The following is a 14,024-nucleotide window of genomic DNA, read 5'->3' as shown; positions in this document are numbered from 1 at the left end:
TCATAGGTCGAACGATTTCTCCCTTTGAAAAAATATGTTATGAAGATAAAAATCTAAGAATTCAAACTAGCTTTGTGGGTGTAATGGCACCTCCAAAAATATTGGTTTACAAAAAAGGGTTATTTTTCGAAAAAGAAGTAGAAAATATCAATTTTCCCGAAGAAATTGACTCATTAAAAGTTGATTATAAGAAAGATTCTATTTACATCCATTACTGGGAAACAAACTATGATAATCAAGTTGTTAAATCTGAAATAAAAATTCGACAATAATTCAATGGTTAGCAAGAAATTGTATGTAAACAATTCTTAAAAAAGCCCAAAACACTCGTTTCAAAGAAAATAAACGATAATTAGTCGATTTTTTTTGAATTTTCGGAGTGCTTTAGTATCTTCACACAATATTAGTAACCTTAAGCATTTATACAATGTCAGAAGCAACACATGATAACCTGCACAACGCAGATGGACAAGACCAAATGGAACAATTAGATGGCGTTACCATTATTAGTCAATCGGTATTAGAGGAAATAGACAATTCTAATGCAGAAGAAAGCGAAGATGATTCGATAAAAGAAAAGCACGAAATTCCGGTTTTGGATTACGATGCAATGTCGATGGAAGCCTTAACCGAGGAACTTGAAAAATTAGTCAATAACGAAAAAGTAATGGCGATTAAAGACCATGTAGAAGGCATTAGAAAAGCTTTTTCGGACAAATACCACCATTTTATAGACGAGAAAAAAGAAGATTTCTTAGCTCAAAACAACGGAGAAGGTTTAGATTTTGAGTATCACTTCCCTTTAAAAAATAAGTTTGATGGCATTTACAACGCTTACAAAGCAAGTAAAGCGAAACACTTCAAACAATTACAAAACAATTTAGAACAGAATTTTGCGGTTCGTGAAAACTTAATCGACGAGTTGAAAAACTTAATCGATTCAGGTGATACGAGCATTAGCGATATGTTCAAAAAAGTAAACGAAATTCGTGAGCGTTGGAAAAATGCAGGTGCGATTCCAAGAGATAAATACAACATCTTGTGGAACAACTATCATTTTCACATGGAGCGTTTTTACGACATCATGCACTTAGACAAAGAAGCGCGCGATTTAGATTTGAAACACAATTTAGAGCAAAAACAATTAATTATTGCTAAAGCTAAAGAATTGTTGAACGAAGCTGACGTAATGAAAGCCTTCCGTGAATTGCAATTGTTACACCGCGTTTGGAAAGAAGAAATTGGTCCAGTAGATCGCGAACATAGAGAAGCGATTTGGAACGAATTCAGCGAAATTACCAAACAAATGCACGATAAACGTGAAGCTTTATATGCAGAAGCGAGAGGAAAAGAAACTGAAAACTTAGCGATTAAAAACGAAATCATTTCGCAAATCATCGCTTTAGGAACCGAGAAAATCGATTCGCACAGTGGATGGCAAGCGCAAATTCAGAAAATGGAAGCGTTGCGTGATGCGTTCTTTAAAGCAGGAAAAGTGCCAGCGGAAGTAACTGAGGAAACTTGGGCTAACTTTAAAAATGCGGTTCGTTCTTTTAATGCGAACAAAAACGTTTTTTATAAAGACATCAAGCACGAGCAACACGAGAATTTAACTAAGAAATTAGAATTAGTTGAAAAAGCAAAATCGTTAAAAGAAAGTACTGATTTCGCTGCGACTACTCCAATTATGAAGAAAATTCAGGACGATTGGAAGAAAATTGGACATGTGCCTCGTAAATATTCGGATAGCATTTGGAAAGACTTTAAAGATGCGTGTAATGCGTATTTTGACAGAATGCACGAAGCTAAAAATGCCGAAACTGGCGAAGAAGTAGAAGCATTTGAAAAGAAAAAAGCATTTTTAGAAGAGTTAAAATCATTCACTTTAACTGGCGAGCATAAAGCCGATTTAGATGCGATTAAAGCACACATTGCGACTTGGAAAACTTTTGGAAAAGTGCCTTTTAACAGAAGACATATTGAAGGAAAATTCAATAAGATTTTAGATGCTTTGTTTGAAAAACTAAGCATGTCTAAAAAAGACACCGAAATGATGCGTTTTAGCAACCGTTTAGAGCAATTATCGGAAGGTGACGACCGCAGAGCTTTAGAACAAGAGCAATTCTTCATCAGAAAGAAAATCGACGAAGTACAAAGCGAAATTTTCCAATTAGAAAATAACATTCAGTTTATTAGCAGTAGTTCGAAAGGTGAAAATCCTTTTATTAAAGAAGTTCAGAAAAACATTGAACGCCACAAAGACGACTTGAAATTGTGGAAAGAAAAACTACAGCAAATTAAAAATATGTAAGATAGAATCCCGAGTGAGAGCTTGGGATTTTTTTTGTTCTTTTTTTAAAATGTACAGAAAATCTGTAATTGAGTTTGTGGGAATTTGGGTATATTTGTGGAAGTATGGTAATTATAGAATTCAACTGTATCTAATCAAACAATATTAAATATGACTATTCAAGAGTTTATTTCCCAATATAAAAATCATCCTATACTATTTGTAGGTACTGGAATTAGCCTAAGATATCTAAAAAACTCATTCACATGGGATGATTTATTAAGTAAAATAGCCTTTGAACTTACAGGAAATCCAGAATACTATTATGATGTTAAGGCTCAATGTCATGAGGAAGGAAAGTTTGATTATTTAAAAATAGCATCAATAATAGAAACTAAATTTAATTCTGTTTTGCAAGCGGATAGAGATGGAAAATTTAAACATATAAATGACATTTTTTATGAAAATATGGCTAGAAACATTAACCTTAGCCGCTTCAAAATCTATATTGCTGAACTTTTTTCAAATATGGATTTTAAAGATGAAATGTCCTTAGAATTAAAAGATTTAAAAAAAATTAGAAAAAATATAGGTAGTGTTATTACTACAAATTATGATGGTCTGATTGAAAATATTTTTGAGTTTAATAAACTTATTGGAAATAATATTTTATTGAGCAATCCTTATGGTTCAGTTTACAAAATACATGGATGTTATGAACATCCTGAAAAAATTATTATTACTGAAAATGACTACATATCTTTTGATAATAAATATGAATTGATTAGAGCTCAACTTTTATCACTTTTTATTCATAACCCAATTATTTTCTTAGGGTATGGTGTAGGTGATGAAAATGTTAAAAAAATTCTGAAAACAATTTTTTCTTATGTCGAACCAAATTCAGAACTAGCAACAAAAATAAAAAACAATTTCCTTCTAGTTGAGTACGGAAAAGATTTGGATAATCAAATAATTAGTGAACATGATATTGTTTTAGATGGTGGCTTAACAATTAGAATTAACAAATTAAAAACTGATAATTTTTCAGCAATTTATAATTCAATATCTGATTTACACTTACCAGTAACAGCATTAGATATTAGAAAAGTTCAAAATATTGTAAAAGAAATTTACGCTGGTGGGGATATTAAAGTTAGCATCACTGAAGATTTAGATACATTAAAAAATGGAGATAAGATTTTAGCAATTGGCTCAACTAAGACTATAAATTATCATTATGAGACAGCTCCTGAATTAATGGCTAATTATTTCAATATTATTGACGAATCAAATTCTCAAATATTAAAATTAATTGATAAATACAAAATTCAAAGCACTCAGTATTTTCCAATACATGGTTTTGAAACCATTAATCCTGATATTGAATCAATAACTAAATTAAAACAACAACAAATTGATAAAGTAAATTATTGTATCCAGCATTTACCAGGCAATTGCCAAGTTCAACATTCATCTATTGAAAACATAATTGAAGATGAAAACGTTACTCCTTCTAGTAAATTAAATTGTATCGTTTGGAATACTCATAATAATTTCTTACAACTTGAAGAAGTAGAAAAATATTTACGACAAAATACTTCAACAACTTCAACTGATTATAAGAAATTACTTTGTGTTTTCGATTTAAAAAAATATTCCAATTAAAAAACAAACACCAGCTATAGCGCAATCGTCTAGCTCGTAAACACAAAAAAAGTATTAGATAAAATCCCATAGGGATGACATTAAAGAAATGCTTAGCAGCATGACAAAATGGGTGTGATATGCGTTATGTGATGCTTCGTCACCTCAGCATGACAAACTGTACGTTAAAAACTTTGCGTGCTTTGCGAAACAACTTAGCTCCCGAAGCTTCGGGATTTGCGTTAAAAAAAAGAGATACTGAAACGAGTTAAGCATGACTAACTGAACACTGAGACTGACCACTGAACACTACAACTTCTTCGCTTCTTCCCAAAAAACATCCATTTCCGCCAAAGTCATATCCATTAAAGGTTTGCCTAATTCGGTGGCTTTGCTTTCTAAATATTGGAAACGTTTGATGAATTTTTTGTTGGTGCGTTCTAAAGCGTCTTCTGGGTTTACTTTTAAGAATCGGGCGTAATTTATCATGGAGAATAAAACATCGCCAAATTCGGCTTCTATTTTATCTTGATTGCCGGCTTTTACCTCAACTTGAAGTTCGTTTAGTTCTTCTTGTACTTTGTCCCACACTTGGTGCGGTTCTTCCCAATCAAATCCAACACCTTTTACTTTATCTTGAATACGGCTTGCTTTTACTAACGCCGGTAAACTTTTTGGCACACCTTCTAAAACCGATTTTTTGCCTTCTTTCAGTTTTAGTTTTTCCCAATTTTGTTTTACTTCTTCTTCGTCAGCCACCACAACATCACCATAAATATGCGGATGACGATCGATTAATTTATCACAAATGGAATTCGCTACATCGCCAATATCAAACGCATTGGTTTCGCTACCAATTTTCGCATAAAACACAATGTGCAACAACACGTCGCCCAACTCTTTCTTGATTTCTTCCAAATCGTTATCCAAAATAGCATCGCCTAATTCATAGGTTTCTTCAATCGTTAAATGACGTAGACTTTCTAACGTTTGCTTTTTATCCCACGGACATTTTTCGCGCAAATCGTCCATGATGTCTAAAAGTCGGTTGAAAGCTTGTAGTTGTTGTTGGCGTGTGTTCATTATTAGTGATGTTTATTTAACGTTGAGACAAGTCAATGACTTGTCTGTACTTATTTGCGTTTTAATCTTGGCTGTTGAGACAAGCCATTGGCTTGCCTGCACTATATTAATGGAAATAATATCGTAAAAATAAAAAATCCCACGTGGAAAACGCAGGATTTTAAAGTATAATTTTTCCAATGCTTATTCAGCAGCTGGAGTTTCTTCTTCTTGTTTGATTTCTTTAGATAACGCTTCTAACGAAACGAAACCTTTAGGTTGTAACAAATTGTACCAGTTTAAGATTTTTTTGATGTCAGAAGTATATACTCTGTCTTCGTCAAATTCTGGTAAAATTTCTCTGAAGTAGGCTTTTAATTTCGCATCATCTTCTTTGTGAGACATTGCCATACCATCGTTTTCTTTAGTAGCGATAGCTTTGAAAACTTCTGCTAAACGCACTTCTTCTGAATACGTATATACTGCAATTTCTGATAACAAACTTACGTTAGCTCTCATTCCAACAGTTATCTTTTTTCCGTCTAATAAAGATTCGGCAACAAATCCTGTACGTGTTTGAATTTTTAATTCATATAAACCTGGTTTCCCAGAAATAGCTAATATTTTTTGAATGCTCATGTTTCTTACTTATTAAGGTTGGCAAATATCTAATCTTTATTTAAAAATGCAAAAATTTTAACGTCCTTTTTTGTTTACGTACTTCATTTTATAATCGGGTCTTGCTTTACCATCCATAATGTTTTGCAATTTTTTCCCAATTAACTTCTTTTTCAGCATCGACAAATGATCCGTAAATAAAATTCCTTCAATGTGATCGTACTCATGTTGAATAACACGTGCGATTAAACCATCATACACTTCTGTTTTCTTATTGAAATCTTCGTCGAAATATTCAATTGTAATGGTATCATGACGAAATACATCTTCACGCACATCTGGAATACTCAAACACCCTTCATTGAATCCCCAAATATCACCTTCTTCTTTGATGATTTTTGCATTGATGAACGTCTTTTTGAAATCTTTCATTAAAGCCGCTTCCTCTTTAGAAACATCATCACTATCGCTAAAAGGTTCTGTATCTACAATAAATAAACGAATTGGTAAACCAACTTGTGGAGCCGCCAAACCAACGCCATGCGCATGATACATCGTGTCATACATGTTAGCAATCGTTTCTTTAAGATTCGGATATTCTGGAGTAATGTCCTCTCCTACTTTGCGTAAAACCGGTTCTCCGTATCCGTATATTGGTAAAATCATAATATTAAAATTGAGGGTACAAAAATAGTAAAATATACAGACAATAAAACAGTTATAACAAATAAATAACAGATTTAAAATAAGATTTAAAATCTTTAAAATTAATTTTAAAAAGATATTTTATCTTTCTTTTGTAATTTAATAAATAATTTTATTTAGTTTTGCCGAAATTTTAAAAGAAATGACCATTAAAATTGAGCAAACAAATTCTCAACATTTGATTTTCTGCGAAGCCATCATAGAAGAAATGGAACTTTCAGCAAAAGTGAGAGGAACAGGAATCGCAAAGCGTTCGACAGAATATTTAAGTAAAAAAATTATAGACGGAAACGGAATTATTGCCCTTACCGAAGAAAACGAATGGGCTGGATTTTGTTACATCGAAACGTGGAGTCATGAAAAATTTGTAGCAAATTCCGGATTGATAGTAGCACCAAAATTCAGAAAACATGGATTGGCTCGTAAAATCAAACAAGCCATATTTTCATTGTCGCAAGATAAGTTTCCAAATGCTAAAATCTTTGGTCTAACTACAGGTTTGGCTGTAATGAAAATTAATAGCGATTTAGGCTACGAACCTGTAACCTATTCCGAGTTAACTCAAGATGAAAATTTTTGGAACGGGTGCAAAAGTTGTGTCAATTATGAAATTTTAATCGCAAAAGAAAAGAAAAACTGTTTGTGCACCGCCATGTTGTACGAACCAAAAGTAGCATTAATACCAAATGAAGAAAACCATGAAAAAAGTAGTTTTAGCTTATAGCGGAGGATTAGACACTTCGTTTTGTGCCGTTTATTTATCAAAAAAATTAGGGTACGAAATTCACGCAGTAACCATAAATACTGGCGGATTTTCAACTGAAGAAATAAATGATATTGAACAACGCGCTTTGACTCTTGGTGGACATTCTTATACTTGTATAGATGCTGTAAAAAGTTATTATGACACTTGTGTAAAGTACTTGATTTATGGAAATGTATTAAAAAACAACACCTATCCGCTTTCAGTGAGCGCTGAACGAACCATTCAAGCAAAATCTATTGCTGATTATGCTAAAAAAATCAATGCAGATGCAATAGCTCATGGAAGCACTGGCGCTGGAAACGATCAAGTGCGATTTGATGTAATTTTCAACATTCTTTGTCCTAATATCGAAATCATCACGCCTATTCGTGATTTAAAACTTTCGAGAGAAGCCGAAATTGAATTCTTAAAAGAAAATCAAGTAGAAATGAATTTCGAAAAAGCGATGTATTCAGTAAACAAAGGACTTTGGGGAACTTCTGTTGGTGGAAAAGAAACCTTAACATCCAACCAATATTTACCTGAAACGGCTTTTCCATCGCAATTAGAAAAATCAGAAGCAGATAAAACCGAAGTGATTTTACATTTCAAAGAAGGAGAAATCATAGGAATTAACGATACTATTTTTACTCATCCAAGTGATGCTATTTTGCATTTAGAACAGTTAGCAGCTCCTTTCGCTATCGGAAGAGATATTCATGTGGGTGATACCATTGTCGGGATAAAAGGAAGAGTCGGATTTGAAGCGGCGGCAGCTTTAATTATTCTAAAAGCCCATCATTTATTGGAAAAACATACGCTGTCGAAATTTCAATTGAACTTAAAAAGTCAATTAGCGGATTGGTACGGTAGCTGGTTACACGAAGGTTTGTTTTTAGATCCGGCTTTACGCGATATTGAAACTTTTTTTACCAACACTCAAAAAACAGTGAATGGAAAAGTCATTGTAACGCTTTTACCGTATCGTTTTATCCTTAACGGAATTGAATCAGAAAACGATTTGATGGCATCTAAATTTGGAAGTTATGGCGAAATGAATTTGGGCTGGTCGGGTGAAGACGTAAAAGGATATTCAAAAATAATAAGCAATTCACTTACCATTTATCATCAGGTGAACGAAGGAAAAATATAAATCAAATGGAATCAAAAATAAAAGTTGGGATAGTTGGAGCTGCTGGTTATACAGGTGGCGAATTGATTCGTTTGCTCTTAAATCATCCAAAAACCGAAATAACTTTCGCATTAAGCAGAAGTCAAAATGGAAAAGAAATTAGTAGTATTCACACTGATTTAATTGGCGAAACAGATTTGATTTTCACCAACGAATATTTCAATACCATTACTATTTTGTTTTTGTGTCTTCCGCATAAGGAAAGTAAAATTTGGTTGCAAAATAATGAAGTGAGTGAAACCATCAAAATCATCGATTTAGGAAATGATTTCAGAATTGACGGCACATTTGAAAAAGGAAATTTTATTTACGGTTTACCCGAAATCAATAAGGAAAAAATTGAACAGACTAATTATGTTGCTAATCCAGGTTGTTTCGCTACGGCTATTCAATTGGCTTTACTTCCATTAGCTAAAGCTAAAATTCTAAAGACAGTTTACACAACCGGAATTACAGGTTCAACTGGCGCTGGACAACAATTGCAAGACACCACGCATTTTAGTTGGAGAGTTAATAATATTTCGGCTTACAAAACTTTACAACACCAACATGTGGCTGAAATCTGTAAAACGCTAAATAGTTTAAATGAAGAAAAAGTAAACTTAGAATTTGTGCCTTGGCGAGGCGATTTTACTCGGGGAATTTTCACTAGTTCTACGATTGAAACAAAAATGAGTTTAGAAGAAATTCAATCACTTTATGAAGATTCTTACAGGAACAATCCGTTTGTCTTTTTGTCTAAAACCAACATCGATTTGAAACAAGTGGTGAACACCAATAAATGTTTACTATTCATTGAAAAAAACGAGAATCACGTGGTCATTCACTCCGTTATTGATAATTTAATAAAAGGCGCTTCCGGACAAGCCGTTCAAAATATGAATTTGATGCTCGGTTGGGAAGCAACGCTGGGATTAAAACTAAAAGCCTCAGCATTTTAAAAAGAAAAAAATGAAATTATTTGATGTATATCCGTTATTTGACCTAAACTTCGTTAAAGCCGAAGGAAGTTATTTATGGAACGATAAAAATGAAAAATATCTAGATTTATATGGCGGTCATGCCGTGATTTCTATTGGTCATAGCCATCCAACTTATGTGCAAAAAGTTACCGAGCAATTACAGCATATTGGATTTTATTCGAATTCGGTAAAAATTCCAATCCAAGAAGAAGTTGCTGAAAAATTAGGTAAAATTAGTGGTTACGAAGATTATTCGCTCTTCATGTGTAACTCAGGTGCCGAAGCCAACGAAAATGCAATTAAACTGGCTTCATTTCACACAAAAAAGAAAAAGAACATTTGCTTCACCAAAGCTTTTCATGGAAGAACTGCGGCTGCGGTAGCGGCAACTGATAACAAAAGTATTATTGCTCCAACGAATGAGTCGGACAATTTTATTTTTGTTCCTTTTAACAACACAACTGCGTTAGAGGAAGCATTTAAAAATCACGAAATTTCTTCGGTAATTATTGAAGGAATTCAAGGTGTAGGCGGTGTTCAAATTCCAGAAGTGAGCTTCTTAGAGAAAATTAGAAGCTTGTGTGATGAACATGAAGCGGTTTTCATTTGCGACGAAATTCAATCGGGGTACGGAAGAACAGGAAAGTTTTTTGCTCATCAACATGCCCGAGTTCAAGCTGACATCATAACGATTGCAAAAGGAATGGGAAATGGTTTTCCGGTTGGTGGCGTTTTAATTGCTCCTAAATTTCAAGCCAAGCATGGTTTATTAGGAACCACTTTCGGCGGCAACTATTTGGCTTGTGCTGCTTCGATAGCTGTTTTGGAAACCATCGAAAAAGAAAACCTATTACAAAATGCAACAGATTTAGGAAACTACTTGTACGAAGAGTTAAAAGACGACCCGTTGATTCAAGAAATTCGCTATCAAGGCTTAATGTTTGGAATTGAACTGAAAGTTTCTTGTGCACCATTGCGAAATAAACTACTGAGTGAATTCAATATACTAACTGGAAATGCCTCGTGCCCAAAAACATTACGAATTCTTCCAGCTTTAAACATTACAAAAATCGAGTTAGATGCTTTCATTGATGCATTTAAAATCTTATCCAAATCCAATTTATAATCATGAAACGTTTTTTTTCCGTAGACGATGTAGCTAACCTTGATGTTTTACTTCAAGAGGCAATCCACATAAAAAAAAATCCTTTGCAAAAAAGCGAATTAGGCAAGGGAAAAACATTAGGCTTAGTTTTTCTAAATTCAAGTTTAAGAACTAGATTAAGTACTCAAAAAGCAGCACAAAACTTAGGACTAAATACTATTATTTTAAACGCCAATCAAGAAGCTTGGACATGGGAATTTGAAGATGGTGCAATTATGAATGGTAGAACGGTAGAACATATTAAAGATGCCGCTCAAGTCTTAAGTCAGTATTGCGATATCATCGGCATTCGTTGTTTTGCGGGTTTGACTAATAAGGAAGAAGATACTTCGGAAAAGGTGTTTTCGTTGTTTGAAAAATATGCAACTGTACCAATCATTTCTTTAGAATCTGCCACGTTACATCCGTTACAAAGTTTGGCGGATTGCATCACTATTGAAGAACACAAACCTAAAAACAAAAAACCAAAAGTAGTCTTAAGTTGGGCGCCACACATAAAATCAATTCCTCATGCTGTAGGAAATTCATTCGCGCAATGGATGACTAAGATAGATTGCGAATTTGTAATTACAAATCCCATTGGGTATAATTTAGATACAACTTACACGAAAAATATAACTATAGAACACAATCAAGAAAAAGCACTACAAGAGGCTGATTTTGTTTATATAAAAAACTGGTCTTCGTTTGATGAATATGGAAAAATCATAGAAACAAATGAAGATTGGATGTTAACCAATGAAAAACTAAAAGTGACAAATAATGCAAAAATAATGCATTGTTTACCCGTGAGAAGAAATGTTGAAGTAAGCGATGAAGTATTAGATAGCCCGAATGCTTTAATTTACCAACAAGCCAACAATAGAACTTTTGCGGCACAGGTCATTTTAGAAAAAATTTTAGAATCAAATGAAAACACTTAATATTATAAAAATTGGTGGTAATATAATTGATGATGAATCGCAATTAAATGATTTCATCCAATCGCTTGCAAGTTTAAACGAACCTTTTATTCTAGTTCATGGCGGTGGAAAATTAGCAACTGATTTGGCTGAAAAACTAAACATTCCACAACAATTAATTGAAGGAAGAAGAATAACGGATGCCGAAACTTTGAAAATTGCTACCATGGTTTATGCCGGATATATCAACAAGAATATCGTGGCAAAACTTCAAAAGCAAAATATCAATAGTATTGGATTATCGGGTGCCGATGGAAATGTAATGAAGGCAACAAAACGAGTTCATCAGGAAATCGATTTCGGATTTGTAGGTGATATTTCAATTGAAAATGTGAATTGTACTTTTTTAGATTTATTAATTCAAAATGGATTAACACCTGTCATCTGTGCTATTACTCACAACAAACAAGGCCAATTACTTAATACGAATGCAGATACCATTGCAAGTGTTTTAGCTTCGGCTTTAGCCACTTCGTTCGAAATAAAACTAACCTATTGCTTTGAAAAAAAAGGAGTTTTATCCAATCCTGAAGACGATAATTCAGTAATTAAAAACTTGAATTTTGAAACCTTTCAAAAATTAAAAAAAGAAGGCGTCATCAATAAAGGAATGATTCCAAAAATTAACAATGCGTTTGATGCTTTGGCGAATGGCGTTAAAGAAGTTGGAATAACATCGGCAGAAAACTTAACGAATTTTATAAAAAACAACTCACATGAAGGAACAAGAATTACAACATCTTTTTGAATCGGTTTATGAATTATTGAAAACGTTGATTTCGATTCCTTCTTTTAGTAAAAGTGAGGATAAAACGGCCGATTGCATAGAAAATTTCTTTGCAAAACATAACATACCTACAAACCGTGAAATGAATAATGTTTGGGCATTTAATAAGTTTTATGATGCTTCGAAACCAACTATTCTATTGAATTCACACCACGATACAGTGAAACCAAATGCAAGTTATACGCTAAATCCATTTGAACCAATTGAAAAAGACGGCAAATTATTTGGTTTAGGTAGTAATGATGCTGGCGGATGTTTGGTGAGTTTAATCGCAACTTTTATTCATTTTTTTGACAAGGAAAATCTGAAATACAATTTAGTTTTAGCTGCAACTGCCGAAGAAGAAATTTCCGGTATAAACGGAATTGAATCAATTTTTCAGAAATTAGGTTCAATCGATTTTGCTATTGTAGGCGAACCAACCGAAATGAATTTGGCTATAGCCGAAAAAGGATTATTAGTTTTAGATTGTGTGGCTAAAGGAACGTCTTCTCATGCAGCACATCCGAATCAAAATAATGCGATTTTAAATGCAATTGAAGATATCAATTGGTTTAACACCTATAAATTTAACAAAGTTTCGGACTTGTTAGGCGAAGTAAAAATGACAGTTACTATCATTAATAGCGGATCGCAACACAATGTAGTTCCCGATTCTTGTCAGTTTACTGTAGATGTTAGAACTACTGAACTTTACACAAATACTGAAGTTTTTAATATTATTCAACAAAATATTAAAAGCGAGGTAACGCCACGTTCTCTTCGATTGAATTCGTCGTCAATTCCTTTATCACATCCTTTTGTTCAAGCGGGTTTGAAAATAGGAAGAACCTATTACGGTTCGCCAACCTCATCCGATCAAGCGGTAATTCCTTGTCCTTCTCTAAAAATGGGACCTGGATTATCAACACGTTCGCACAGCAGTGATGAATTTATTTATGTGCAAGAAATTAAAGAGGCAATTCAAATTTACAATTCCGTTTTAACCCAAATTTTATAGTTATGGTAGAAAAAATATGGCAAAAAACAGCAAGTAATAATATACATCATGCTAAAATAGTTGAAAAATTCACTGTTGGAAATGATGTCCAATTTGATTATGCTCTAGCAAAATATGACGTTTTGGGATCGTTAGCCCATTGCGAAATGTTGCATTCCATCAAATTGTTAACTTCAGAAGAGTGGAGTTTAATTGAAATTGAATTAAAGAAAATCCTAATTGAAGTTGAAGAAAATCAGTTTGAAATTGAATCTGGAATTGAAGATGTACATTCGCAAGTAGAACATTTATTAATTCAAAGAATAGGTTCAGTTGGAAAAAAGATTCACAGTGGTCGTTCGAGAAATGACCAAGTGTTGACCGACCTGAAATTGTATTTAAAAGCCGAAATTTTAAACATCAAATCACTTACGGAAACTACTTTTAGTTCCTTAATTCAGTTGAGCAACCAACATAAAGAAGTATTACTTCCTGGTTACACGCACTTACAAATTGCTATGCCTTCTTCGTTTGGATTATGGTTTGGCGCTTATGCTGAAAGTTTAGTGGATGATTTAGAATTGTTATTGGCAAGCTACAATATTATCAATAAAAATCCATTAGGTTCAGGTGCTGGCTACGGAACTTCATTCCCATTAAATAGAACGTTGACAACTGAGTTATTGGAATTTGGAGCATTGAATGTAAATTCGGTTTATGCCCAAATGACCAGAGGGAAATCAGAAAAAGTTATAGCAATGGCTATGGCTGGTTTAGCGGGAACATTAAGTAAATTGTCGTATGACATGTGTTTGTATTTGAATCAAAATTTCGGCTTTATCTCTTTTCCCGATTCGTTAACAACGGGAAGTAGCATCATGCCACACAAGAAAAATCCGGATGTTTTTGA

At 33.4% G+C, this 14,024-nt stretch carries 14 protein-coding genes; 11 read left to right on the top strand and 3 right to left on the bottom strand.

Annotation, left to right across the window (positions count from 1 at the left end; genetic code table 11):
• From L6Q46_RS07200 to L6Q46_RS07190, 3 genes are all read left to right on the top strand, one after another.
• Positions 1–272 (top strand): hypothetical protein (locus L6Q46_RS07200; RefSeq protein WP_291283738.1); only part of this gene is annotated, 272 nt, incomplete at its 5' end.
• Positions 273–427: 155 nt separating this feature from the next.
• Positions 428–2,311, top strand: coding sequence for a DUF349 domain-containing protein (locus tag L6Q46_RS07195; RefSeq protein WP_291283737.1), 1,884 nt, complete (start codon positions 428–430; stop codon positions 2,309–2,311).
• Between the two features lie 150 nt (positions 2,312–2,461).
• Positions 2,462–3,958, top strand: a complete 1,497-nt coding sequence (locus L6Q46_RS07190; RefSeq protein ID WP_291283736.1) for an SIR2 family protein — start codon at positions 2,462–2,464, stop codon at positions 3,956–3,958.
• Positions 3,959–4,246: 288 nt separating this feature from the next.
• Here the strand turns inward: L6Q46_RS07190 and mazG are convergent, their stop codons facing one another.
• The 3 genes from mazG to def all read right to left on the bottom strand — a co-directional run bounded on the left by mazG (position 4,247) and on the right by def (position 6,283).
• Positions 4,247–5,020 carry a nucleoside triphosphate pyrophosphohydrolase gene (gene mazG, locus L6Q46_RS07185; RefSeq protein WP_264368507.1) on the bottom strand — a complete coding sequence of 258 codons (774 nt, stop codon included), beginning with the start codon at positions 5,018–5,020 and terminating at the stop codon, positions 4,247–4,249.
• A gap of 183 nt (positions 5,021–5,203) precedes the next feature.
• Positions 5,204–5,638, bottom strand: a complete 435-nt coding sequence (locus tag L6Q46_RS07180; RefSeq protein ID WP_194094648.1) for a DUF5606 domain-containing protein — start codon at positions 5,636–5,638, stop codon at positions 5,204–5,206.
• 57 nt (positions 5,639–5,695) lie between these two features.
• Positions 5,696–6,283 (bottom strand): peptide deformylase, encoded by a 588-nt coding sequence (def, locus tag L6Q46_RS07175; RefSeq protein WP_264368509.1) that lies wholly within the window; start codon positions 6,281–6,283, stop codon positions 5,696–5,698.
• Between the two features lie 181 nt (positions 6,284–6,464).
• Here def and L6Q46_RS07170 point away from each other — a divergent pair, with 181 nt between their 5' ends.
• From L6Q46_RS07170 to L6Q46_RS07135, 8 genes are all read left to right on the top strand, one after another.
• Positions 6,465–7,046 (top strand): GNAT family N-acetyltransferase, encoded by a 582-nt coding sequence (locus tag L6Q46_RS07170; RefSeq protein WP_291283735.1) that lies wholly within the window; start codon positions 6,465–6,467, stop codon positions 7,044–7,046.
• The gene (locus L6Q46_RS07165) at positions 7,021–8,220 is read left to right on the top strand and encodes an argininosuccinate synthase domain-containing protein (protein ID WP_291283734.1); all 1,200 of its coding nucleotides are present in this window, start codon (positions 7,021–7,023) and stop codon (positions 8,218–8,220) included. The genes L6Q46_RS07170 and L6Q46_RS07165 overlap by 26 nt, the downstream gene beginning before the upstream one ends.
• 5 nt (positions 8,221–8,225) lie before the next feature.
• The gene (gene argC / locus L6Q46_RS07160) at positions 8,226–9,200 is read left to right on the top strand and encodes an N-acetyl-gamma-glutamyl-phosphate reductase (protein ID WP_291283733.1); all 975 of its coding nucleotides are present in this window, start codon (positions 8,226–8,228) and stop codon (positions 9,198–9,200) included.
• A 10-nt stretch (positions 9,201–9,210) separates the two neighbouring features.
• Positions 9,211–10,347, top strand: coding sequence for an aminotransferase class III-fold pyridoxal phosphate-dependent enzyme (locus L6Q46_RS07155; RefSeq protein ID WP_291283732.1), 1,137 nt, complete (start codon positions 9,211–9,213; stop codon positions 10,345–10,347).
• Positions 10,348–10,349: 2 nt separating this feature from the next.
• Positions 10,350–11,309 carry an N-acetylornithine carbamoyltransferase gene (locus L6Q46_RS07150; protein ID WP_291283731.1) on the top strand — a complete coding sequence of 320 codons (960 nt, stop codon included), beginning with the start codon at positions 10,350–10,352 and terminating at the stop codon, positions 11,307–11,309.
• Positions 11,296–12,096 carry an acetylglutamate kinase gene (gene argB, locus L6Q46_RS07145; RefSeq protein ID WP_291283730.1) on the top strand — a complete coding sequence of 267 codons (801 nt, stop codon included), beginning with the start codon at positions 11,296–11,298 and terminating at the stop codon, positions 12,094–12,096. The genes L6Q46_RS07150 and argB overlap by 14 nt, the downstream gene beginning before the upstream one ends.
• The gene (locus L6Q46_RS07140; protein WP_291283729.1) at positions 12,065–13,135 is read left to right on the top strand and encodes a M20 family metallo-hydrolase; all 1,071 of its coding nucleotides are present in this window, start codon (positions 12,065–12,067) and stop codon (positions 13,133–13,135) included. Before argB ends, L6Q46_RS07140 begins: the two co-directional genes overlap by 32 nt.
• Positions 13,136–13,137: 2 nt before the next feature.
• The coding region (locus L6Q46_RS07135; RefSeq protein WP_291283728.1) for an argininosuccinate lyase at positions 13,138–14,024 on the top strand (887 nt) is incomplete at its 3' end.

This window comes from Flavobacterium sp. (genome assembly GCF_023151265.1).
In the GTDB taxonomy this organism is placed as follows: Bacteria; Bacteroidota; Bacteroidia; order Flavobacteriales; family Flavobacteriaceae; genus Flavobacterium.
The sequence above is the reverse complement of the archived record's forward strand: the minus strand, read 5'-3'. Positions and strand labels throughout refer to the sequence as shown.